The following is a 23,852-nucleotide window of genomic DNA, read 5'->3' on the forward strand; positions in this document are numbered from 1 at the left end:
ATAAGATGACAAACGTAAAAGTCGGGTTTATTGGAGTTGGTGGAATTGCTTCAGTCCACTTGAAAAATATCAGCAACATTGAACATGCAACAATTGCTGCGGTGTGTGATATTTCTGCCGAAAGGGTTAAGCAAGTAGGAGAGCAATATAAAGCAAATGGCTATACCGACATAGATGAGATGCTTGAAAACGAATCACTGGATGCTCTTTTTGTTTGTGTACCGCCTTTTGCACATGGAGATATTGAAGAAAAAGCTGCTGCACTGGGTATTCACATGATGGTCGAAAAACCTCTGGGACTTAATTTAGAAAATGTAACAGCAAAAGCCAAAATAATTGAGAAATCTGGGGTTATTTGTGCAACAGGTTATTGCTTACGCTATCTGGATACAGTTTCAAAAGCAAAAGAGTATTTACAGGGGAAAGATATTGCAATGGTTAGAGGTCATTATATTACATCATTTGTTCAAACACCTTGGTACCGTTCGATGGCTAAGTCGGGAGGTCAATTAGTGGAACAGTCTACACATACACTTGATTTAATTCGCTATTTAGCAGGTGATGTGAACACTGTATACGCAAATATGGCATTGCGGTTGATGGGAGATATTCCTGATATCGATATACCGGATGTGACATCTGTAAGCATAACCTTAGAATCAGGTGCAATAGGACATCTTACCAGTTCCTTTACCCAAGCAGATCATTATACAGGCATAGAACTATTAGGACGTAACTTTAGAGTTATGTTGGATAATACAACATTGCACATCATTGAAAAAGACAAAACAATTTCATATAAATCAAACCTTGATTTTTATGCAGCGCAGGATCGTGCTTTTATCGATGCAGTTCGCTTAAACGATAAAGAATTAGTGTTGGCTCCATACGGGGAAGCACTAAAAACGTTAGCTGTTACTTTGGCTGCGAATGCATCCAATAAAACAGGCGAGGCCATTCATTTATCAGAATTTATGTCTGCTTTGCCATGTGTTAACTAATAATAACGAGAAATGAGGTGTAAAAGATGAGGAGAGTGGCAGTTGTTGGTACGGGAACCATGGGGACTTTGCATTTGGAAGCTTGGAAAAAGGTTAGTAGGTGTGAAGTTGTTGCCGTTATTGGACGGACTGAACAAAATATAATTCAAATGACTGAGCATTTTGATGTCAAAGGTTTCAAAGAGTTACAAAGAGCGCTTGAGCAGATTCCTATAGATATCGTAGACGTTTGTGTTCCAACGCACCTTCATGAGAAAGTAATTGAGATTGCAGCGCAAGCTGGAAAAGCGATCATATGTGAAAAGCCATTAGCTGCTGATACAAAAACCGCAAAAAGAATTGTAGATTTATGTGTTAAATACGATGCACCTTTATACGTTGGACATGTCCTGCGATTCTCTCCTGAATACAAAGCAGCAAGACAACAAGTCTTAAATGGTGCAATTGGAAAGCACGGTGTAATGAGATTATCAAGAGTCGGCCCATATCCAAATGGCCGGGATGATTGGTATCGGGATGAATCAAAGAGCGGCGGTGTTTTATTAGATTTAGGTATTCATGATTTTGATTGGCTCCATTGGACATTCGGTGATGTGAAACGTGTAATGGCGAAAAGAATCAAACGAGAAAACCTAGAATATGCATTTGTCACTTTACGTTTTGTCTCAGGAGCAATTGCCCATCTGACATTATCCTGGGGTATTACTAAATTTTCTACTTCCTTTGAGCTGGCTGGAAGCGAAGGAATGATTACGTATAAAAGTTCTGAACATGAACCTGTTGAAGTAGAACTATTTAACGAGATTGATAGAAAGCAAGAAAGAGTTGCAGTTCCAAGCTATCTTGTTGAACGTACTCCTCTGGAAAATCAGCTTCAGCATTTCGCAGATTGTCTTGAAAATAAGAAAAGTGCCGTTGTAACTGCAGCAGATGCCGTAAAAGCGATTGAATTGGTTGAAGCTGTATTAGAATCAGTGAAAATTGGCCAGCCAATCGTGCTTAAGAAAGGGGGAGTTTTGAAATGAAAGTAGGTATCATCAGTTTTGCCCATATGCATGCCGTGAGTTATGCCGAACATTTAACTAAACATGCAGATGTCGAACTGACAGCCATTTGGGATGAAGATATTGAAAGGGGAAGCATGATGGCTGAACGTTTTAACTGCGAGTACTATTCCAATCTCACTAGCTTCCTCCAAACAGATCTTGCAGCAGTTGTCATTTGTTCAGAAAACGCTAACCATAAAAAACATGTAATTGAAGCAGCGAAGGCTAAAAAACATATTTTGTGTGAAAAACCAATTTCAACGAATGTTATGGATGCACAAGAAATGATTGACATTTGCAAAGATCATGGCGTGATCCTTCAAGTGGCCTTTCCCGTTCGGTTTGTTCCTGCTGTCCAAAAGGTAAGAGAAGTGATTCGCAGTGGAGTACTGGGAGAAATTGTAGCGGTTGATGCAACAAATCATGGCCAAATGCCAGGTGGATGGTTTGTTCAAAAGGATCTATCAGGTGGAGGAGCAGCTGTCGACCATATTGTTCATGTGATGGATCTTATCAGGTGGATGTTAGATGAAGAAGTGAAGAATGTATATGCCGAACTTGATACCCGTTTTTATGATATCGATGTTGAGGATTGCGGAATTGTTACATTAGAACTAGAGTCCGGTACGATTGTGACGATAGATCCAAGCTGGTCACGTCCAAAAACATTCCCGACATGGGGAGATGTGACGATGGAAATTGTCGGAGTGAAAGGGAAAATCTCACTCGATGCCTTTAAACAGCATCTTGTGTTATTTAATGACCAACAGAAAAAGGTACAGCATATTGGATGGGGAGACGACATGGATTTAGGACTTGTAAATGATTTCATTGATTGTATACAAGGGATGCGTATTCCATCGGTTACGGGAGAAGACGGTCTTCGTACAGTAGAGGTGGTACAGGCCGCTTACCAATCTGCAAAGGGAAAATCAACAATCACATTAATAAGAGAATAGGGGGATGTACGTGAAAAAGTCTTATGCGTTCTTATTGAGTATTTTATTGATATTTGGAGTAGTTTTAGCAGGCTGCAGCAGCAATGAAAAATCTTCAGGTGATGAAAAAGTAACCTTAAATATTGCTCTCTGGGACGAAAATGTGAGTGAAGTAGTGGATAAATCAGTAGCATTATTTGAGAAAGAACATCCAAATGTAAAAGTGAACATTACCTATACACCTTTTGCTGATTATTGGGCAAAGTTAAAAACGAGTGCAGCGGGCGGCAGCGGACCAGATATCTTTTGGATGAATGGACCAAATTTTCATCAATATGCTTCAAACGGTTTGATTAAAGATCTTCAGCCTCTTATTGAAAAAGACAAGATTGAAACAAGTGTCTATACACCGGCATTAGTAGACTTATATACGTATGAAGATCATTTATATGGAATGCCTTACTTTTTAGACTCAGTAGCTCTTTATTATAACAAAAAGTTGTTTGATGATGCAGGTCTTCCGTATCCGGATGAAACATGGACCTGGGAGACAATTGAAGAAGTAGGAGAGAAATTAACGGACAAAGATAAGAAAATCTATGGTTATATTGCTTCAAATCTTAGTCAGCAAGGTTACTACAACTTAATTCACCAGGCTGGCGGTTATGTGATTAACGAGGATAAAACAAAATCTGGATATAATCTTCCAGAAACAAAAGAAGCATTTGAATTCACGAAAAGGTTAATGGATAAAGGGATTTCACCTTCAGCAAAAACGCAGGTTGAAACAAAAGGTGATCAGATTTTTGGTTCAGGTAAAGCAGCCATGGCACCTGCTATTTCTGTTATCGCTCCAACCTATTATGAGATGCTGGGAGAAAATCTTGGTATAGCGCCTCTGCCTAAAGGCAAACAAAAAGCAACAATTGTTCATGGCCTAAGTTGGTCTATGAATGACAAGACCAAACATGAAGACTTAGCTTGGGAACTACTAAAAAAGCTTTCTGGTAAAGAAGCAGGTCAATACATGGGTGAATCTGGTTTTTCCATTCCAGCTTATCAGGAGGCAGAATCCCTATGGGTAGAATCGATCCCTTCAATCAACCTTAAGGTATTTACAGATTCCTTAGAATTTGGAGTTCCTTATCCAATTTCTAAGGATACAGAAAAATGGCAAAATGTTGAGGTTAAAGAATTTAAGGAAGCCTTTTTAGGAAAAAAATCAATTGATGAAGCAGCAGAAACTGTACAAAAAGAAATGGATGAAATTCTTAAAAACGAAAAGTAAAACATAGAAACGAAAGGTAATAGAATGGTGTATTCTATTACCTTTCCTTGAAAGGAGAGTTCAGCTTGAATAACTATCCTAAAGCATTAAAGATTGAAAGAAAAGAAGCAGTTGTTATCAAAGTGGAAAAAAAGAAGTTAAATAAGGAAGCGATTGGCGCATATCTGTTTATCGCTCCAGTTGTCCTTGGTCTTTTTATTTTTTATATGGTGCCAGCAGCTGCTTCATTTTATTTATCCTTTACAGAATGGGATGGGTTAACAGCACCAGTTTTCAATGGCTTTGAGAATATAATTAATTTAATGAAGGACGAAACGTTTATTCGTTCCATGAAAAACACGGTGATCTTTACCTTTCTTTCTGTTCCGCTCTCTATCATCTTAGCGATTCTTGTAGCTGTGCTGCTGAACCAAAAAATAAAAGGCATGGTTATTTACAGGACACTCTATTTCTTACCTGTTGTCACTATGCCTGTTGCCGTGGGTATGGTTTGGAAATGGCTGTATAACTCAGAATTCGGGTTAATAAATTATGTGCTGGGAATCTTTCATCTCCCGCAGCCTGAATGGCTGTTTGATGAAAAAATTGCATTAATCTCAATTATTTTAGTAAGTGTATGGATGAGCATCGGGAACAATATCGTGCTTTTACTTGCAGGGCTTCAAGGGATAGGCACCTCTTATTACGAAGCAGCCAAGCTGGATGGTGCATCAAGAATAAGTCAATTCTTTCATATAACGGTTCCTTTATTGACGCCAAGCATTTTTTTCGTCTTCGTCATGTCCATGATCAGCGCCCTGCAGATGTTTGATTTGATCTTCATTATGGTCGGGACTGAGACCTCTTTGCTTGACCCAATGAGAACAGTTGTTTATGGCGTGTGGGAATCAGGATTTAAATACTTTGAAATGGGATATGCATCAGCCAAAGCATTCATTTTGTTCATCATCATCTTAATTATTACAGTCATACAGATGCGTTTGCAAAATAAATGGGTACACTATGATTCCTAGTGGAAGGAGGGAAAAGAAATGAAAATACAAAAGTGGTATATTCATATTTTGTTAATTTTCGGAGCTTTTGTAATGGTGATCCCATTCTTGTGGATGTTATCAACATCACTAAAAACATTTACTGAATCGATGCAAGTACCGCCAACTATTTTCCCGAAAGAGTGGAAGTTCGAAAATTATCTGGAAGTTTTTATAGCAGTTGATTATTTGAAATATTACTCAAATACAATCATTGTTACAGTCGGCAGAACGGCTGCTCAATTATTATTATGTTCATTAGCCGCATTTGCCTTTGCACGTTTAAAGTTTCCTTTTAAAAATGTTATTTTTATTCTCCTTTTATCCGTTCTAATGGTACCTGCTCAAGTAGTCATGATTCCAAGCTTTGTGATCATGAGCAAGCTAGGATGGATTAACACATTTTATGCATTAATTGTTCCTGGAATGTTTAGTGCATTCGGTGTCTTTTTACTGCGGCAATTCTTTATGTCAATTCCAAAAGAACTGGATGAGGCAGCGAAAATTGACGGCTGCACACTATGGGGCATTTATTGGAGAATTATCCTGCCATTATCAAAACCGGCTCTTGTAGCGCTAGCTATCTTCACCATTCTTGCATCTTGGAATGATTTCCTGTGGCCATTAACGATGACGAACTCAGAGGATATGAGAGTTCTTTCAGTTGGAATTGCAACCTTCCAGGGACAGCATGCAACAGATTATCCGCTGCTTATGGCAGGAGCATTAATGGCAACTGTACCGATGATTCTTTTGTTTCTTTTCCTGCAAAAATATCTAATTGAGGGAATTACGCTAAGCGGTGTAAGAAAGTAATGAATAGGCGGTGAGAAAATGAAATTTGGACTGAGTTCCTATAGTTTACAAGCGGCGCTTCGATCAGGGGAAATGACCATTTTAGATGTGATACGCTGGGCTGCTGATCATGGAAGTGAACACATTGAAATTGTCCCTTTAGACTTTTCCTTAAATGGAAATGAGGCGCTCATCAAGCAAATTTGCAGGACATGTGACGAAACTGGAATCGAAATTTCTAACTATGCAATTGGGGCTAACTTTGTGAAAGAGTCGGAAGAGTCATATGAAGCTGAGATTGATAGAGTATTGAAGGAAGTAGATATAGCTAATCAGCTCGGTGTCAAACTCATGCGACACGATGTAGCATCACGCCCATTAAATGAAACATCGATTCAACATTTTGAACACGATTTGCCTGCACTTACTGCTGCTTGTCAAAGGATTGCAGATCATGCAAAAAAATATGGGATTACAACTAGTGTTGAAAATCATGGTTATTATATCCAAGCGAGTGACCGTGTGCTGAGGCTGGTGGATGAAGTAAACAGAGCTAACTTTAAAACGACACTTGACGTGGGGAATTTCCTTTGTGTTGAAGAAGATCCTGTGTCTGCTGTAAAGAAGACGATTCAATACGCCTCCATGATTCATATTAAAGATTTTTATTATCGTCCTGCTGTTCATAACCCCGGGGAAGGCTGGTTTAAAACTGCTTCAGCGAATTATTTGCGGGGTGCAATTGCTGGAAACGGAGACGTTGATATTCGTGAAATCATAAAGATTATCAAGAATTCTGCCTATGATGGCTTTATATCAGTAGAGTTTGAAGGAATGGAAGAATGCAAAAAAGGAGCAAGAATATCCTTGGAAAATGTGAAACGAATCTTTTCAGACGCAAAAGCGAAGGGAGCATAATAAGATGAGAAAAATAAAGATAGGAATAATCGGAACAGGATCTATTTCTGATGCACATTTACAATCTTATGAACAAAATGATCGGGCAGATCTTACCGCCGTCTGTGATTTAAATGAAGAACGGGCAAGATTAAAAGCAAAAAAGTATGGCGCTGCAAAAGTATATTCGGATTACAGAGAGCTTCTAAATGACGATGAAATTGATGCAGTCAGTATTTGCACATGGAATAACACACATGCAGAAATTGCGATAGCAGCACTTGAAAATGGGAAGCATGTATTAGTTGAAAAACCATTAAGTAAAACGCTGGATGAAGCGTTAAAGGTAAAAAAAGCTGTAGAAAACAGCGGTAAAGTATTGCAGGTAGGATTCGTTCGCCGCTATGACAATAACATTCATATCTTAAAGAAGTTCATCGACAATGGTGATTTAGGTGCCATTTATTATGCGAAGGCCTCTTCACTTCGCCGGCTAGGAAATCCAGGCGGCTGGTTCTCTGACAAGGACATATCTGGAGGAGGTCCGCTCCTTGACATAGGAGTCCATATCATTGATTTATGCTGGTATTTAATGGGGAGGCCAAAAGTAAAATCGATTAGCGGAAACACGTATTCTCAGCTAGGAAATCGTTCAAACATTCAAAATCTATCTTTTTATAAAGCCGCTGATTATAATCCAACCAAAAACACAATTGAAGATTTAGCGAATGCAATCATCCGTTTTGACAATGGTGCCTCTCTAGTTGTGGATGTAAGCTACACGCTCCATGCTCAAAAAGATGAAAGCATAATTAAACTGTATGGGGATAGGGGAGGAGCAGAAATCGATCCTGAGTTCAAAATAATAACGGAAAAATACAATACAATTTTGAACATCACCCCACAGGTCGACAGCGCAGGTTTCGATTTCACTTCAGGATTTCAAAATGAAATTGATGGTTTCATCTCGAGCTGCTTAGGTGAAGCGGAGCCATTAAGTTCAGTGGATGATGGTGTTGAAATGATGAAGATATTAACTGCAATTTATGAATCTAGTAAAAAAGGGTCTGAAATTCAGTTTGATATAGAGAAGGTTCAAATCTAAAAGACGGTCAGCCGGGTTTATTAATGAAAAAGAATAAAAACAAAAATTGGTCTTACGCATGTCATCAAGTAGACATGATAAAAAAACAAGCGCGTGGCCGATACATAATTGGTGGTGCGCTCTGTTTTAAAATCACTGGTAATTATATAAATTTAGTCTTGAGATGTGCCCAAGTATAGGGCATAAGTAGCCGATTTCCTCATAATCATACCCAGCTGTATTTATCACTTGAAATAAATAGGATAAATGTATTAGCTTTAATTAAAAACTGGATCTTTTATCCATGTTTTAAATTAGAGCTATTTCCCTTTTGACGAAATATTCAGATTATATATAATTAACATATAGATATATATTAATATGTTTTTAAACACATTTTATATAACAACATAACAATCGAGAAAGAAAACAGCAGAATGAAAATATTCTGCTGTTTTTTCTTCATAGAGAAACAACATTCAAATGAAAGGAGGCTTCAAGAAGCTAGGTTAATTATTTAAAAAAGGAGGATTATGATGAAATCAATTATTACCTTGCTAATTACAATGAGTGTTATTTTATCAATCTTTACTCCAATTAGGGCCCAGGGAATGCAGAATCAGAATTTAAATACTGAAAGAGCTGTTCAATCTTATGAAGCATTACAGCATTACTTTTATGAAGAAGACTCAAAATTATATTTAGAGGAATATCCATATCAAAGCGGAAATCCATATTCCTATGTTTGGCCTTTCTCTCAAGCGATGGCAGGAACCATTGATCTATCAGGTGTACCAAAGATTGGTTCAAATTATGAAGATGATGTTCAAGATCGTTTAAAAGCGCTTGAATTGTATAGGAACGAAGAAAAGCAGCCAAAAGGCTACGACTCCTATGTTTTGGCTCCATATGGTTACGGAGGAGATTTTTTTTATGATGACAATGAATGGATTGGACTTGAGTTTATTCAGCTTTATAAAATGACACATCAAAAGAAGTATTTAGAAAAGGCAAAAGAGATATTTGATCTTGTAGTCTATGGATGGGATGGTGATCCATCGCATCCAGCCGCTGGAGGAGTCTTTTGGACACAAGCTAATTGGAGCAGCGACAGGAATACAATTTCTAATGCCCCAGGTGCTGAGCTTGGATTCCATTTATATGAACTTACAGGAAAGGGTTATTATTTTCACTGGGCAAAGAAAATGTATGATTGGACAAATGAAAACATGCTCGCACCTAACGGACTATTTTGGGACCATATTGATTTAGCAGGCACAATTGAAAAAACTCAATGGAGCTATAATCAGGGCGTCATGATTGGTGCGAATGTTCTACTATACCGAATTACACATAAAAAAGAATATTTGAAGAGAGCAGAAGAGATAGCTGATGCTTCAATAGCCTACTATCAAGAAGGCGAGCGTTTATATAAACAGCCAGCTAGATTCAATGCGATTTTCTTTAAAAACCTTTTATTATTAGAAGCCGAAACGAAAAACAAGGAATATTACAGCCACATGCAAGCATATGCCGACAGAGTCTGGAAGGATTATCGAGATCCTGAAACAGGACTCTTTAGATTTGAAGGGGAACAGCCGATAACCCTTCTTGAACAATCAGCAATGGTACAAATCTATGCTTCACTTGCCTGGAAGAAAAAAGACTACCGCAAAAAAGCATAATGGAGGTTATTATGAAAAAGTGTAGAAGAGTTATTATGTTTATGGCATTACTACTTCTATTTATGATTGGCCATCCAATAAATACATTAGCCAAAGCACAGCTGCCCGAACATCTATATGTAATTAAAACGTCGGAAATGTCGGATGAAGAAGCCACAATGATTGCAACTCTTCAAGGCTTGTTGGCTCAGAAAAACTCAAAGCTTCAGCTCTATCTTGACCGGGAATATGGAGGATATCAAACATGGTTGAGGAACTTAAAAGCCAACTTTGGAATATCATACTCTTATTCTGAAGATCCATGGGAACTGGTAAAAAAATCAAAAATAAAAAGCTATATTTTATTCGAAAAAGGTGATGATTCAATCAATGCAGCAACAAGCTTATCTGGAGTGACTGGAGCTATAGCTATTGAAGAAAGTCTAGTAAAGAAAGCAGAGTTTTATGGGTTAAAAGAGCAAATGGATGTGAGAGGAAAAAATGAAAAATGGGTAAAGGATCATTTTTGGCCTCACTTTATGAAGGATAAAATAGTTGAACAGAAAGAAGATTTTGCCTTTCAATTAAGAGATTTTGCTGTGAAAGAAAAATCGATGATTTTTTATGACGGAAACTCATCATTAAGATCTGAATTAATGAAAGGGCTTAAAAAAGATTCTGCAGCATTTGGATGGGGCGACGCGTCATCAGGCGAGGATCAATTTATTTCCCCATCATCAAAAGCAGGTGTATTCACGATTCCATCTGACCATGCTTCTAATCTTTCTGTCCTATCAACTATCAAGACAGGACCTCTAAAACAAAAAACGGAAGATGCTAAGCCTAAGGCAAAAGAAAATACTCACTATGTTACATTTTTGATGACAGATGGAGATAATGTCCAGTGGCTGCTGGGGGATTTTCAATCGGACAACAGATGGTATTCAAGTCCTGATAGAGGTACTTTTAATATGGGATGGGGGATATCCCCGTTGCTTTCTGAACTTGCTCCTTCTGTAATGAACTGGTATTATGAAAGCGCTTCACGAGGAGAAAATTCTGATCAATTTGTAGTTGGGCCATCTGGTATAGGCTATATGTATCCAAGTCAATATCCAGAGAATGAATTAGATCAACATGTAAAAAAACTAAATCAATATATGGATCAATCAGACCTTCATATTGCTCAAATTATTGATTTCAACTCATTAAAAAATACTTCTCTATGGAATAAATATACCTCTCAGAAGAATATTGACGCCTTATTTTACCTTGAATATTCAAGGTACGATACGCATAAAGGCAAAATTGTCTGGTCAAATAATAAACCGATTATTTCTGCAAGAGAAATGCTTTGGGACGGTCTTGATGGAGCTGACGAACAAAGTGTTATAGATAAAATCAATTCCTCACAGCGAAATCCCAAAAGTGAACAAGGCTACACACTCGTTTTAGTTCATGCTTGGAGTAAGTCGCTTTCGGATGTAAAGACTGTAGTGGAACAGCTTGATTCAGATGTAGAGGTCGTTACACCAGAGAACTTTGTATCCCTTATTCAAGAGAATGTAATCCGCTAACAAAAGTTACCTTTAATCTGAAAAAGTAAGAGAAAACAAAAAAATGGGAAACTCCTTATAAATTAAGGAGTTTCCCATTTTATTTTCGATGGAGCATAACGGGATCGAACCGATGACCTCTACGCTGCCAGCGTAGCGCTCTCCCAGCTGAGCTAATGCCCCGTATAAAAGGAATCTGCAAAATATCATTTGCGATATTATAAATTATACTTCCTCAAAACCATACTTGCAATAGAAATTAACAGTCAAAACGAAAAAAATTTGACTGTTAATTAAAGAATAAACTGTTAAAGCCTCACTCACTCTCAACCACCCCAAAAAAGTCTTCATGCACATACCCATTAATCACCATATCCAAATCATGAAAATAGCGGTGCAGAGTTTGGACGTTCTCACTGTTTCCGTATATGACACTTTCAGAATGCCGGATAATAGATTCGAGGTCGGTTTTTAAAGCTTCATCTTCAACCAGCGGGACGAAGTGGGCAGCATATGCTTTTGCTGCAGTGGCACGGGCGGTTTGATCGGCCATGTTTAAGCTGTCGATTCGGTCCCAGCCTGTGGTTTCGTTGTAGAATGCGTGGAAATCGGCTATGAATTCTCCGGCGTCCTGGTATTCTGGGTTTTCTGTGTTGCCGTAATCCTGTACAGGCTGCTCGGCAGGTTCATCAGATGTTGCAGCGGAAATTGGTTCGTTTTCTTCTTGGTTTCTCTCTTTTGTATAATCTTGATTCAAGAAGAACATTGTAGCGAATCCGATTGTTGTTATTGCAGCTAATGCTGCAAATGTGATGCTGAAGATTTTTAGCCCTTGTATCATCTTCAAACTCCTTATGTATCTTTGTTTTTGTTTGACCCCATTTTTCAACATTACAATTGAACTATAAAATTATAACATTATTGGTTGAAATATCCTACCAGTATTAGGGTGATTTCTAGTGAAAAAGGATCATACCGCTAAAAGGAAAATACTCCTAAATTCGTTCTCTATAGGGAACTAAAATGCTATAATAAGAACGTTGGTAGTACTTAATAAAGGAGGTGAATCTTTGAAAAAACTGAAAAGTGTTGTCATGATCTGTCTGCTTATTGCTTCACTTTCATTACCGACTTCAGCACTTGCTGCATCAGGATATAATTACTCACAGCAAAATTCGTTTGATTCGTTTTTGGATTCTGTCTTTTCATTTTTCTTTGGCAGTAAGGATGCAAAATATGATTACGGAAACAGTCATCAGAATTCATACCAGACCAATACGTATAAATACGATGGAAAGTATTATTGGTGCTGGACGGGATGGGGCTGGAAAAAGTACACCAAAAGAGAGTGGGAAGACTGCTTTAAGAATATTCCAAAAGAATCAAAGGATATCTGGAAAGAATGGTACTGCTGGTAAAATACATATCAGTCAGCACAAAAATGAGAAAGCAAAGGGCATACGTCCCGCTGCTTTCTCTACCTGTCATCCCGATCTTCTAAAATCCGGTCCATTTTTTCTTCTATCCGCTTTGATCGTTTAATCTGGCTTGTCATAGTTTTAACAAGATAGATAGCTCCAGAAATGACTGCGAACAGAAATAAAAAGATCATGATTTGAAAGATTAAATCTCCGGTATTCAGCATATCTATATTCCCCCAAAAAAGTTTTTTTTATTTGAAAAAGAAAAAAGCAAGAGGAAAATCCTCTCACTCTTTAATAAGCCGCACTTTTTACTTCTGTTAGTTGCAGCAAGTGTCTTTTTTCATGATAGCCAATAAACTCAACCCATTGTTTTAAGGAAAGATCGCCAAGGTGAGGGTGCTTCATGGCTTTTTCGTTCAGGTCTTGTTCGGGAGCCGTTTCCGCGAAATTAATCAGCTCGCGGCGGGAATTTTCAAGCTTTGATAAGAGTTCATCTTTTACGTAAGGTCCTTCGGCTGGTTTCAGGTTTTCGGGTGCCGGGACTTTCCGGGAACGGTCGATGACCAGTTCCAGCGGTTTTTCGCTAACATTTTTCTTTTCGCCTGACATAAGAACCTGTTTCATGCCGCCTGTGATGACACGCTCCATTAAGTAGAGGTGCTCAAGGATTTGGCCTGGGCTCCATACGTCCGGTGAAGGTTTTCGGTTGAGCTGTTCATCTGTCATGTTTTTGACTTCGTTCAGTAATTCTGCGCGTATTGTCTGTGAATGTTCTAGCATGGTAATCTCTCCCTTCACCTTCATTCTATCAAAGTGATTTGCAAAGTTCTCTTTTCAGCTTCTTCCTGACAGTTCCTGTGTTAAATGGTTTTTTACTTGCTCTCTGAGCTTGTATTTTTGGATTTTTCCTGAAGCGGTCATCGGGTAGTCTTTGACGAAATAGTAGTATTCAGGAATTTTATAATGGGAAAGCTGTCCTTTGCAGAATGCTTTTATGTCTTCTGCCGTCAGGGTGACGCCTTCTTTTGGAACGATACATGCAGCGACTTTTTCTCCGTATTTTTCATCAGGAACACCAATGACCTGCACATCCATGATATCTTCGTAACGATATAGGAATTCTTCAATTTCACGCGGGTAGACGTTTTCGCCGCCGCGGATGATCATGTCCTTCAGGCGGCCGGTAATGACGACATAGCCGTGCTCATCCATTGTGGCCAGATCTCCTGTATGGAGCCAGCCTTCTTTATCAATCGCCTCTTCTGTTGCTTCAGGCATTTTGTAGTAGCCTTTCATGACAAGGTACCCTCTTGTGCAGAGCTCTCCCTGTTCGCCAGGTGCTGTTTCTTCGCCAGTAAGCGGGTCAATAATTTTTACTTCCACATGAGGATGAGCTTTGCCGACTGTTTCAACCTTGCGTTCAATGGAGTCTGTCACAGTTGTCTGTGTAATGACAGGTGAGGATTCTGTCTGGCCGTAGGCAATGGTTACTTCCGACATGCCCATTTCATTGATGACTTTTTTCATGACTTCGATCGGACAGGTTGATCCGGCCATAATCCCTGTTCTCAAGGTTGAGAGATCATAGGTTTTAAAATTAGGAGAGTTCAGTTCAGCGATAAACATTGTTGGAACTCCGTGCAGTCCTGTGCATTTTTCTTTTTCAACGGTCTTAAGGACAAGGTCTGGATCAAATTCCACAATTGGCACCATGGCTGCTCCGACAGATACACATGCCAGAACGCCAAGAACGCAGCCGAAGCAGTGGAAGAATGGAACCGGGATGCATAAACGGTCCTGATTCGTTAAATTCATAGAGCTTGCAACAAGAAAGCCGTTGTTCACGATGTTGTGATGAGTGAGCATGACACCTTTAGGGAAGCCGGTTGTTCCTGAGGTGTATTGCATATTGATGACGCCCTCAGGAGTTAATTGACTCTCACGGTCGGCAAGCTCATCATCTGAAATTTTTGATCCGTGATCGAGAAGCTCATTCCAGCTGTACATTTCTTCAGGTTCTTTTTGATTTCCTATGTAAATGAGGTTTTTTAAGTGCGGCAATGCTTCAATCTGCTTGTATTTCTCTGCAGAAGCTGAATTCGTGATGGAGCGGACAATATCGACATAAGATGTTCCTTTAAATCCGTCAATTAAGAAAAGAGTGGTGGAGTCAGACTGCTTCAGCAGGTATTCGAGCTCGCTGCTCTGGTAGCTTGTGTTGACGGTAACAAGGACGGCGCCAATGCGTGCAGATGCGAACTGCAGCAGGAGCCATTCAGGGACATTGGTTGCCCAGATGGCAATGTTTTCACCCTTTTTCACGCCAAGACCCATTAAGGCTTTTGCGAGCTTCGTTGTTTCATTGTAAAACTCATCATACGTATAGCGGATGTTTTCCTTTGAATAGACAACGGCATCCTGACTCCCGTATTTAGACACAGTTTCCTTCAATAATTGGCCGATGGTTTTATTTTTTAGTGATTGCATGGGACCTCCCTGGACAAAAAGAATGATTACGCTTTCATTATAAACTATTTTTAGAAAGTTTTGAAAACTATTATTCTCTAAAATATACAGAAGCAGTTGCAGTATAATAGAAGAGACGTACTTTCAAAAGGGGAACAATCATGAATAAATCAACATTATATCCTTATCTGGCACTCGCAATTGGAGTTGCAGCGGTGTCAACTTCTGCGATTTTCGTAAAGCTGACTTCTGCACCTGCTCCGGTAATCGCGTTTTATCGCCTGTTTTTCTCAACGCTTATCGTTCTGCCGCTGTTTTTGGCAAAATCGCTGCCTCATATTAAAACGTTAACGAAAAAAGACTGGAGCTATTCGATCTTAGCGGGTGTGCTGCTTGCGTTTCATTTTATTCTCTGGTTTGAATCATTGAACTACACCTCTGTGGCAAGTTCGGTTGTGCTGGTTACGCTTCAGCCTCTGTTTGCGTTTATCGGTACCTATTTCTTTTTTAAAGAGAGAGTGTCAGCGAGGGCGATTCTCAGTGCCGCGCTTGCCATTGCAGGCAGTGTTGTTATCAGCTGGGGAGATTTCCGGATCAGCGGGCTTGCACTATTCGGAGACTTTCTTGCGCTTGCGGCCTGCGGAATGGTCACAGCTTATCTGCTGTTTGGCCAAGGTGTGAGGAAGCGTCATACGCTGACCCTTTATACTTTTATCGTTTATGCGGTAAGCTCTGTGACATTATTCCTTTACTGTGTGTTATTAAGCTATCCGCTATCAGGTTTTCCTAAGCAGGATTGGCTTTACTTTTTGCTGCTTGCAATTGTGCCGACATTGCTTGGCCACTCACTGTTCAACTGGTCGCTGAAATGGATTTCGACCAATGTCATTTCTGTAGCGATTCTGTTTGAACCGGTTGGTTCGATTATTCTTGCGTATTACTTCCTGGAAGAAACGGTTCTTCTTACGCAATTAATTGGCGGAGCCATCATTATCATCGGGGTCATGCTGTTTCTTTTTGAAAAGAAGGAAGTGGCCGAGATTTCAAGTGAACAAACGCTTTAAAGATCAAAAGCACAAGCGCCAAGGACCGCTCCGACAGGCGGATTCGTTCTGACCGAGGATCTAGGCGCTTTCGCTTACCGTAGATAACATTATATACTTATCCACAACCTATTACATTTTGTAATTTCCTAAACAACGTGAAAAGGACTCAATTTCGAGTCCTTTTTTGTTTTTCTGCGATTTTCTTTTCCAAATCTTTATACGTATACTTCGTCTTCTTTTTTAAAGCTTCTTCAAAGCTTGCTTCTCCGGTTTCAAGCAGTAGTTCCATAATAATGTCTTCTCCAAATTCATCTGTCAGAATTTTAACGGCGCAGAAGCTTTGAGTATAAACTTCCGCTTCCGGGCTGTCTTCCAGGGCCGTTGCCCAGCTTCCTGGATTTCTAAGTTCATTGAAAGGAATAACCCTATCAATATGAATTTTTGCATCCTCTCCGTTATAGCCTGCATATTCTGCTACGCCTTCATTAAACCAGATCGGAATTTTCAGCGAGTCGATTTCCATTTTCTCTAATGCTTTCTCCATATAGTAATGGGCATATTCATGGTAAAAAGTTTCCACGACAAGCGGGGATGCGGCATCGAAATCATCAGGAATGACAATCGCCATAGTTTCTTTCAGATGATCGTAAAATCCCATATAATCCAGATACTCAAGCTCCTTCAGCGGGTCCGGCGATTCATCAAGCAGAATCAAGTCAATCGGCTGATCTTCAATATCGCCGAACAAGCGTTTACTAATTTTACGTGCATTTATGAATTCATCCTCAACAAGCAGGATATCTCTTTTATTCAGAGAGGAATAATAAACAGTCAGATGAGAAATTTTCTTCGTTTCAGCACCCTCTTTATATTTTTCGTAAGGGTCAATCGGCAAAAAAGCGTTTACCTGAAACTCAAACTTCTCCCGCGGACTAATATTTTGATAGTTAAAATGAGTCGTCATTACATTCATGAGGACAACAAAAAATAAGGTGATAATTAAACTGATGGCTGTGATGGAAAGAAAGATGGATCCTGACAGTCCTTTGAAAAAGAGCAGATTCCTTTCTTTGCGGTGGATCATCTCGTATATAGAATAGATAAACAAGCCGATCAGCAATAGCGCCATAATGCTTCCTGCGATCACACTGGCAGGGATATTCAAAAAGAGAAACAGAACGTAAAACACTCCGGTGAAATAAACGATATACAGAAACGATAAGAAACTATGCAGAAGTATTTTCACATGCAGCCTCCGATTGTCTTAGTCTATGAACATATTCTGTTTGATGAAAAGAAACTCCTTTTAGAGGTAGGGATTTAATTTTGACTTGTCGAATTTTATCAGCAAGGAGTGTTGAACATGAATTATAAGATAAGAAAAGCTGTCAATGAAGACGCGAAGCAAATTGCCGTTGTACATGTGGACAGCTGGAGAACAACCTATACAGGTATTGTAGCAGATGCCTATCTGGAAAGTCTTACATATGAAAGTAAAGAAAAAATGTGGAGATCCATTGATCCTGACACTGTTTTTGTGGCAGAAAATGAAGATGGGGAGATTGTCGGGTTTGCAGGATTTGGACAAGAACGAACCAGGGAATATGGTTTTGACGGAGAATTATATGCGATCTATCTATTGAAAGAAGTGCAGGGAGCGGGCATTGGACGGAGACTCGTAGAAGCGGTTGCTGATGAGCTCATGCAGAAAAACTATCAATCTATGCTGCTGTGGGTAATGAATGCGAATCCTTCTAAAGGCTTCTATGAACGCTTTTCACCTGAAAAGATTGCGGAGGACGTCTACACGATTGAGGGAACAGGTCATCAGGAAACGGCATTGGGATGGCGTGACTTGCAGAAACTGTCAGCTGCATTGAAAAGGAAAGAGGGATCACTGTGAAGCGTGCATTAATACTGGGCGGAACTCAATTTTTCGGAAAAAGACTTGTTTATAAGCTGCTGGAAAATGGGACAGAAGTGACGATTGCTACAAGGGGAAGAACGCCTGATGACTTTGGAGATAGAGTTGACCGTCTGATAATTGATCGTGAAAACAAAGAATCAATAATTAAGGCCTTCGATAATAAAAAATGGGACGTTGTCTATGATCAATCGTGCTTTTCACCGCTTGAAGCAAAATCTTCTTATGAAGCGCTGCAGGGCAAAATCAAGCATTATGTTTTCACGTCTACTATGGCAGTCTATGAATTTGGGAGAGAACGAAAAGAAGAGGACTTTGATCCGTTATTGTATAAGCCTTCCTATAAAGAGCGCAAAGACTATAAAGGGATGAGCGGCTATCAAGAAGCAAAGCGCAGTGCGGAAGCCTATCTTTTTCAGACTGCAGATGTGCCGGTTGCCGCTGTTAGACCAGCACTTGTTATTGGATTAGACGATTATACGGAACGCTTTTTATTTCATGTGAAAAAGGTGAAGAACGAGAAGCCGATTGGCCTCGCGGATCCTGGTCATTTTTATAGCTATACATCATCTGAGGACGCTGCGGGATTCTTGTATATGGCTGGAGAAAAAAACTTAACGGGTGCATTCAATATTGCTTTTGAAAAAAGTCTCTCGCTGAATGATCTGCTGCATCAAATCGAGCGTGCTGTGGGGAAGAAGGCGATTGTGACAAGTGATATTACGAAAGAGAATGCCTCGCCTTATGGATTAGCAGGTGAATGGACACTGGATGTGTCGAAGGCTGAAAGAGCTGGGTACTCATTAGAGAAATTAAATCCATACATAGAATGTTTAATAGAGGAAATGAAAAAAGAAACGTGACGTTGTCGCGTTTCTTTTTAGTGAGGTGAAATCTGCTGATGAAACACCGCAGCAAAATATGCGAATACAAATGCAAGCGGAATTGAGAAAATGACAGACCAGCCGCTGACTAAATCTTCTTCGTTGCTGATTCTTATTGCTTCAAAGTAACCATATAGAAAATGAATAATCGACAATAAAAAGGTCATCAGCATTAATGGGTAAGATAGATTCATCGTTTGCCCTCCATAAGAAATCTATTACTACTAGTACATGCAGAGAAATGAGAGATTATGACAAGAAAAGCACCGAGAAAAAGATCGGTGCTTTTGCCAGAATCTATTTTCTTTTTAAAACAAGTGATTTAGAAGTTGTCAGCATCAATACTAAGATAATGGAGCAAATGACAAATGTCGGCACCATGTATGATGCATTATAGCCGGCTGAATACAGCAGAACGGGCTGATCTCCTGCAAATTCTGCGAAGAATACAGCTCCTGCAAGTGTATGTGCTGCAAATCTCAAAAAGCTTCCGAGAAAAGCTGCCGCCACTACATAAGTAATTAACCGTCTTTTATTTAGCGGGTTCAAAGAGCTTTGGACTTGCTTATAAAATACTCCTCCGGCACCCACGACGGTAAATGCGACAAAATAGTCAAGAAAACCCTGTACTGGATGGACGATTGTAGTGTAGCCCAAAATCGTCTGCAAAACGCCAAGTAAAAACCCTGTAAGCAGTCCGCCTTTTAAACCGTGGCGAAATCCCATAATCAAGACAGGAATCATCGCAAGCGAGATCGACCCGCCCTGTGGCATTTTGCCAATGAAGCTTGTTGCTAAATCAAGCAGAAATGCAATCGCTCCAAGGATTGCTGCCTCTACTAAAAAAACTAGACGTGTATTTGTCTGCATAGCTTTTCCCCTTTTCGGCATTCGACCGGGGCTGTTTTTTTCCATAATAAAAAGCAATGCGGGGAATGTCGGATGGTTTCCACGCACTGCTTTGGTTGGGTTATCACTTGAATCCATCGCCACATCCCTACGTAAGCTTTAACTATACAGGTTCAACGGGTCTGAACATAAAGTTCACTCTCAGCCGAATGGCTCCCCAAGTGGTCAAATGCAATATATGATTTAGACACTACTATACAGGAAGTTGCAAAATTCGACAAGGACATATTGAGATTTTTTTCAGAAAAGTTTGGAAAGCCCTTTCTTTTATCTTTACAATTTTCCGGAATCTTGCTATAGTTTCCATGAATTCAATATATGCAGGGGAGCTGAGTGAACTTGGCTGAGAGGATACTGATTCTTGTATCGACCCTTTAACCTGATCTGGGTAATGCCAGCGGAGGGAATGCGGAAGATGCGTTATTTTTCCATAACTTTGCGAATGCGTTAAGGCTGCCCCAGTGGCAGCCTTTTTTGTGGTTTAGGAAATTATAAAATGCAATAGATTGTGGATAATGAAATAAAGTTATCTACGTCCAGCTCCAGCGCCTAGATCCTCGGTCAGAACAAATCCGACAAAAAAGTCAAACCCGGACTTTTCTGTCGGATTCTTATCTGCCTGTCGGATCTGACCAAGGCGCTTCCGCTTTTGTTCTCGTTCGGTCAGATATTCATATATGAAAAAAATTAAGGAGGAAAAAGAATGTCCAGTGTAAATCTAGCATTTCAGGTGCTGCCTAAATCATCAGAGGGGAATACATATGAAATTGTCGACAAAGCCATTGAGGTTGTCCACCAATCAGGAGTCAAATATGAGGTTGGTGCAATGGAGACGGTAATGGAGGGAGAGCTTGATGAACTGATTGAAATTGTCAAGCAAGCGCAGGATGCCTGCATTTCAGCCGGTGCGACTGAGGTAATGACTCACATGAAAATTCATTACCGTCCAAAAGAAGGGGTCACAATGGATGAAAAACTTAAGAAATACCGTTAACACCCTTTCAGGGATTGCGCTTCCTGGTATCGTGCTGCTGTCGTTCCTCTTTTTATGGGAATTGGCTGTCATCGTCACTAAGGTGGAAAAATGGATTCTGCCGCGCCCGACTGATATTTTCATCACGCTTGCAGAGATGAGAGGGACGATAGGCATCCATATCCTGCAGACCCTGGCAGAAGCAGTGCTTGGATTATTGATCGCAATAGCCGCGGGAGTATTGATTGCTATTTTGATAGACATGTCAGAGTGGGTTCGAAAATCTGTTGAACCGCTGCTTGTTCTTTCGCAGACCATCCCCATTATCGCCCTTGCACCACTGCTTATCATCTGGTTTGGATTCGGTATTTTTCCTAAAGTCATCGTGGTGGCGCTCGTCTGTTTCTTTCCGATTGCCATCAACCTGTCTGATGGATTCCGTTTAGTCGACAGGGACATGATGAAACTCATGCGAACGATAGGAGCAAGCCGCAGGCAGATGTTTATAAAACTGAAACTTCCTGCTGCAGCGCCTTTCTTTTTTTCAGGATTAAAAATAGCAGGAACATACAGTGTGATGGGAGCCGTTATCGGAGAGTGGCTGGGTGCAAGCAAAGGACTCGGCATTCTATTAACTCGATCATCACAGTCGTTTCTAACAGAAAAAGTATTTGCAGCCATCATCTTAATAGTAGGTTTAAGCTTAATTATTTTTGCACTCATTGAAATCCTGGCAAGAATCATGATGCCCTGGAAATACAAGCAGCAAAAGCATTCTAATTAGCACGGGGGAGAAAAAAATGAAGAAATTCTTATTTGTTCTATTTAGTTTAGTGTTCATCTTATCTGGATGCGGATCAGCCGAAAAAGCCTCTAATGAGGAATTGAAAAAAGTAAAGATTATGCTGGATTGGTTTCCAAACACAAATCATACAGGCATTTATGCAGCGAAAGAAAAGGGCTTCTATAAAGAAGAAGGTCTTGATGTAGAAATCGTAGAACCGGGCGAAGGAGTCAGTGCTGATCAGATTGTTGCTTCGGGGGAAGTTGATTTTGCCGTCAGCCATCAGGAGAATATTACACATGCAAGATCAACTGGCGTTCCGATTGTTTCAATAGGAGCAATCATTCAGGAGAATACTTCTGCATTTGCTTCATTAAAAGAAGAAAACATCACTTCTCCAAAGGATTTTGAAGGGAAACGATATGGGGGATGGGGTTCTCCGACAGAAGAAGCTGTTATCAAAGCTGTCATGGATAAATCGAATGCAGACTTTGAAAAAGTGGATTATGTCACGCTTGGAGCAACTGACTTTTTCAAATCAATCGGACGCGATACCGATTTTCAATGGATTTTCCAAGGGTGGGACGGAGTTGAGGCTGACCGCCAGGGAATTGAATTGAATTATATCTATCTAAAAGACCTTGATCCAGCTTTAAACTATTACACTCCACTTATCGCAACAAGCGAATCCAAAATGGCAAAAGACAAAGAAATGGTCCAATCCTTCATGAAAGCTACATCAAAAGGCTATCAATTTGCTATTGAGGAACCGGAAGAAGCAGCGGATATCCTGATTAAAAATGTACCTGAGATTAATGCTGAGCTAGTTAAGGACAGTCAAGTGTGGTTAAGTGAACAGTATCAGGGAGATGCAAAGCAATGGGGCATACAAGAAGAAAAGGTCTGGAAAAGATATGCGGATTGGATGTATGAACGAAAGCTGATTGAAGAGAACATCGACCCAAGCGAAGCTTTTACAAATGAGTTCCTGCCTGAAGGAAAGGAATAACATGCTGAGTCTTTCTCGAATCAGCAAATCCTATACTGAAGACCAGCATGTCCTGCTGCCGACAGACTTGAATGTGAAAAAAGGCGAATTTGTAAGCATCATTGGACCAAGCGGCTGCGGGAAAAGTACATTGCTTGATATTATAGCCGGCATCAATAAGCCGACTAATGGCACTGTCCATTACAATGGAGAAGAGATAACGAATAGAACCGGGCTTGTCGGTTATATGCCCCAAAGTGATGTACTGTTTCCATGGAGGACGGTTTTGGATAATGTCATTCTTCCTTTAGAGATACAAGGCAGCGGGAAAGAAGAAGCGCGCAATCAAGCGCGCGGTCTTTTCCCAAAATTCGGGCTGGAAGGATATGAAGATCATTATCCTTTTATGCTTTCGGGCGGAATGCGTCAGCGCGCCAATTTCCTAAGAGCCTATTTAAATAATAAAGAACTCCTTCTATTAGATGAACCTTTTGGCAAGCTTGATGCGATGACAAGACTTGAGCTGCAGAAGTGGTTTATCCAAATATGCGAGGAAACGGGACAGACAGTTATATTCATTACTCATGATATGGATGAAGCCATCTTTCTGTCAGACAGAATCTTTATTCTTTCGCCCAGACCGGGACGAATAATAGAAGAAGTTAGTGTGGAATTTACCCGGCCAAGGACAGATGATCTCTTTACAAATATGAAGTTTGCTTCACTTAAACGGAGGTTGCTTGATGTTCTTTATTTAAAAAAGACCTGATTCAACTAGAAAATGACGCACTGAATTTCAGACAAATTCAGTGCGTTTTCGATCTTTAAAATCTTTTTTTATAAAATGATAAAAAAGCTATTGCAAAGGGAATTTCGGCGTGGTATATTATTATTCGTTGCCGCGAAAAACGCGAAAAAGCAACACAGCCTGAAAAAAGAAAAGTGAAATTAACGCTTGACTTTAAAACGGCAAAATGTTATATTAATAAAGCTTCGCTTGAAGCAAATGATCTTTGAAAACTAAACAAAACCAAAAGCGTACCAAACGTTTTAAATTTTTGAAGTCAGCAACAAATTGAGTCACAAATTTTCTTCGGAGAGTTTGATCCTGGCTCAGGACGAACGCTGGCGGCGTGCCTAATACATGCAAGTCG

General features: G+C 39.9%; 25 protein-coding genes, 1 tRNA gene, 1 rRNA gene and 2 riboswitches. Of the genes, 19 read left to right on the forward strand and 8 right to left on the reverse strand.

Annotation, left to right across the window (positions count from 1 at the left end; genetic code table 11):
- Positions 1–5 precede the first annotated feature (5 nt).
- The 10 genes from GJU41_RS20600 to GJU41_RS20645 all read left to right on the forward strand — a co-directional run bounded on the left by GJU41_RS20600 (position 6) and on the right by GJU41_RS20645 (position 11,321).
- Entirely contained in the window at positions 6–1,001 is a 996-nt protein-coding gene (locus GJU41_RS20600) for a Gfo/Idh/MocA family protein (protein WP_154319442.1), read from the forward strand.
- 26 nt (positions 1,002–1,027) lie between these two features.
- Positions 1,028–2,026, forward strand: a complete 999-nt coding sequence (locus GJU41_RS20605; RefSeq protein ID WP_154319443.1) for a Gfo/Idh/MocA family protein — start codon at positions 1,028–1,030, stop codon at positions 2,024–2,026.
- Entirely contained in the window at positions 2,023–3,006 is a 984-nt protein-coding gene (locus GJU41_RS20610) for a Gfo/Idh/MocA family protein (RefSeq protein WP_154319444.1), read from the forward strand. The genes GJU41_RS20605 and GJU41_RS20610 overlap by 4 nt, the downstream gene beginning before the upstream one ends.
- A gap of 4 nt (positions 3,007–3,010) precedes the next feature.
- Positions 3,011–4,273 (forward strand): ABC transporter substrate-binding protein, encoded by a 1,263-nt coding sequence (locus GJU41_RS20615; RefSeq protein WP_154319445.1) that lies wholly within the window; start codon positions 3,011–3,013, stop codon positions 4,271–4,273.
- Between the two features lie 65 nt (positions 4,274–4,338).
- On the forward strand, positions 4,339–5,286 hold the full coding sequence (locus GJU41_RS20620) for a carbohydrate ABC transporter permease (protein WP_249042992.1): 948 nt from the start codon (positions 4,339–4,341) through the stop codon (positions 5,284–5,286).
- Positions 5,287–5,304: 18 nt separating this feature from the next.
- Complete coding sequence (locus tag GJU41_RS20625; protein WP_154319446.1) at positions 5,305–6,120, forward strand: carbohydrate ABC transporter permease; 816 nt, start codon at positions 5,305–5,307, stop codon at positions 6,118–6,120.
- An 18-nt stretch (positions 6,121–6,138) separates the two neighbouring features.
- Positions 6,139–7,017 (forward strand): sugar phosphate isomerase/epimerase family protein, encoded by an 879-nt coding sequence (locus GJU41_RS20630; RefSeq protein ID WP_070875779.1) that lies wholly within the window; start codon positions 6,139–6,141, stop codon positions 7,015–7,017.
- 4 nt (positions 7,018–7,021) lie between these two features.
- Positions 7,022–8,101 (forward strand): Gfo/Idh/MocA family protein, encoded by a 1,080-nt coding sequence (locus GJU41_RS20635; RefSeq protein WP_154319447.1) that lies wholly within the window; start codon positions 7,022–7,024, stop codon positions 8,099–8,101.
- A gap of 512 nt (positions 8,102–8,613) precedes the next feature.
- Positions 8,614–9,765 (forward strand): glycoside hydrolase family 76 protein, encoded by a 1,152-nt coding sequence (locus GJU41_RS20640; RefSeq protein ID WP_212031466.1) that lies wholly within the window; start codon positions 8,614–8,616, stop codon positions 9,763–9,765.
- 11 nt (positions 9,766–9,776) lie between these two features.
- The gene (locus GJU41_RS20645) at positions 9,777–11,321 is read left to right on the forward strand and encodes a GxGYxYP domain-containing protein (protein ID WP_170292871.1); all 1,545 of its coding nucleotides are present in this window, start codon (positions 9,777–9,779) and stop codon (positions 11,319–11,321) included.
- A gap of 89 nt (positions 11,322–11,410) precedes the next feature.
- Here GJU41_RS20645 and GJU41_RS20650 read toward each other — a convergent pair.
- Together GJU41_RS20650 and GJU41_RS20655 are read right to left on the reverse strand one after the other, a co-directional pair.
- A tRNA-Ala gene (locus GJU41_RS20650) sits at positions 11,411–11,483 on the reverse strand.
- A gap of 133 nt (positions 11,484–11,616) precedes the next feature.
- Positions 11,617–12,141, reverse strand: a complete 525-nt coding sequence (locus GJU41_RS20655; protein WP_154319449.1) for a hypothetical protein — start codon at positions 12,139–12,141, stop codon at positions 11,617–11,619.
- Between the two features lie 229 nt (positions 12,142–12,370).
- Between GJU41_RS20655 and GJU41_RS20660 the strand changes: the two genes are divergently transcribed.
- Positions 12,371–12,718, forward strand: a complete 348-nt coding sequence (locus tag GJU41_RS20660; RefSeq protein WP_070875774.1) for a hypothetical protein — start codon at positions 12,371–12,373, stop codon at positions 12,716–12,718.
- Positions 12,719–12,777: 59 nt separating this feature from the next.
- Here the strand turns inward: GJU41_RS20660 and GJU41_RS20665 are convergent, their stop codons facing one another.
- From GJU41_RS20665 to GJU41_RS20675, 3 genes are all read right to left on the reverse strand, one after another.
- The gene (locus tag GJU41_RS20665; RefSeq protein WP_139149081.1) at positions 12,778–12,945 is read right to left on the reverse strand and encodes a DUF4083 family protein; all 168 of its coding nucleotides are present in this window, start codon (positions 12,943–12,945) and stop codon (positions 12,778–12,780) included.
- A gap of 70 nt (positions 12,946–13,015) precedes the next feature.
- Positions 13,016–13,504, reverse strand: a complete 489-nt coding sequence (locus tag GJU41_RS20670) for a DinB family protein (protein ID WP_070875773.1) — start codon at positions 13,502–13,504, stop codon at positions 13,016–13,018.
- Positions 13,505–13,558: 54 nt separating this feature from the next.
- Positions 13,559–15,235 carry an AMP-binding protein gene (locus tag GJU41_RS20675; protein ID WP_224771275.1) on the reverse strand — a complete coding sequence of 559 codons (1,677 nt, stop codon included), beginning with the start codon at positions 15,233–15,235 and terminating at the stop codon, positions 13,559–13,561.
- A gap of 116 nt (positions 15,236–15,351) precedes the next feature.
- Here GJU41_RS20675 and GJU41_RS20680 point away from each other — a divergent pair, with 116 nt between their 5' ends.
- On the forward strand, positions 15,352–16,254 hold the full coding sequence (locus GJU41_RS20680; protein ID WP_154319450.1) for a DMT family transporter: 903 nt from the start codon (positions 15,352–15,354) through the stop codon (positions 16,252–16,254).
- Positions 16,255–16,402: 148 nt separating this feature from the next.
- Here GJU41_RS20680 and GJU41_RS20685 read toward each other — a convergent pair whose 3' ends face one another.
- A complete protein-coding gene (locus GJU41_RS20685) occupies positions 16,403–17,482 on the reverse strand; it encodes a gluzincin family metallopeptidase (protein WP_154319451.1) in 1,080 nt (359 codons plus the stop codon).
- 117 nt (positions 17,483–17,599) lie between these two features.
- Here GJU41_RS20685 and GJU41_RS20690 point away from each other — a divergent pair, with 117 nt between their 5' ends.
- Positions 17,600–18,139, forward strand: coding sequence for a GNAT family N-acetyltransferase (locus GJU41_RS20690; RefSeq protein ID WP_154319452.1), 540 nt, complete (start codon positions 17,600–17,602; stop codon positions 18,137–18,139).
- On the forward strand, positions 18,136–19,023 hold the full coding sequence (locus tag GJU41_RS20695; protein WP_154319453.1) for an NAD-dependent epimerase/dehydratase family protein: 888 nt from the start codon (positions 18,136–18,138) through the stop codon (positions 19,021–19,023). Before GJU41_RS20690 ends, GJU41_RS20695 begins: the two co-directional genes overlap by 4 nt.
- Before the next feature lie 17 nt (positions 19,024–19,040).
- On the opposite strand, the gene GJU41_RS20700 is transcribed toward GJU41_RS20695, so the two are convergent.
- Together GJU41_RS20700 and thiT are read right to left on the reverse strand one after the other, a co-directional pair.
- Positions 19,041–19,238, reverse strand: a complete 198-nt coding sequence (locus GJU41_RS20700; protein WP_070875768.1) for a hypothetical protein — start codon at positions 19,236–19,238, stop codon at positions 19,041–19,043.
- 103 nt (positions 19,239–19,341) lie between these two features.
- The gene (gene thiT / locus GJU41_RS20705) at positions 19,342–19,914 is read right to left on the reverse strand and encodes an energy-coupled thiamine transporter ThiT (protein ID WP_070875861.1); all 573 of its coding nucleotides are present in this window, start codon (positions 19,912–19,914) and stop codon (positions 19,342–19,344) included.
- Between the two features lie 107 nt (positions 19,915–20,021).
- Positions 20,022–20,123: riboswitch (TPP riboswitch) on the reverse strand.
- Between the two features lie 142 nt (positions 20,124–20,265).
- A riboswitch (TPP riboswitch) is annotated at positions 20,266–20,378 on the forward strand.
- A gap of 278 nt (positions 20,379–20,656) precedes the next feature.
- Between thiT and GJU41_RS20710 the strand changes: the two genes are divergently transcribed.
- From GJU41_RS20710 to GJU41_RS20730, 5 genes are all read left to right on the forward strand, one after another.
- Complete coding sequence (locus tag GJU41_RS20710) at positions 20,657–20,947, forward strand: MTH1187 family thiamine-binding protein (protein WP_070875767.1); 291 nt, start codon at positions 20,657–20,659, stop codon at positions 20,945–20,947.
- Positions 20,922–21,710, forward strand: a complete 789-nt coding sequence (locus GJU41_RS20715; protein WP_154319454.1) for an ABC transporter permease — start codon at positions 20,922–20,924, stop codon at positions 21,708–21,710. Before GJU41_RS20710 ends, GJU41_RS20715 begins: the two co-directional genes overlap by 26 nt.
- Before the next feature lie 16 nt (positions 21,711–21,726).
- The gene (locus tag GJU41_RS20720; RefSeq protein WP_070875765.1) at positions 21,727–22,719 is read left to right on the forward strand and encodes an ABC transporter substrate-binding protein; all 993 of its coding nucleotides are present in this window, start codon (positions 21,727–21,729) and stop codon (positions 22,717–22,719) included.
- Between the two features lies 1 nt (position 22,720).
- Positions 22,721–23,467: an ABC transporter ATP-binding protein gene (locus GJU41_RS20725; protein ID WP_139149080.1), complete on the forward strand. Its 747-nt coding sequence runs from the start codon at positions 22,721–22,723 to the stop codon at positions 23,465–23,467.
- Between the two features lie 321 nt (positions 23,468–23,788).
- Positions 23,789–23,852 (forward strand): 16S ribosomal RNA (locus GJU41_RS20730); the annotation flags it as partial.

This window comes from Metabacillus idriensis (assembly GCF_009674765.1).
Taxonomy (GTDB): Bacteria; Bacillota; Bacilli; order Bacillales; family Bacillaceae; genus Bacillus_P; species Bacillus_P idriensis.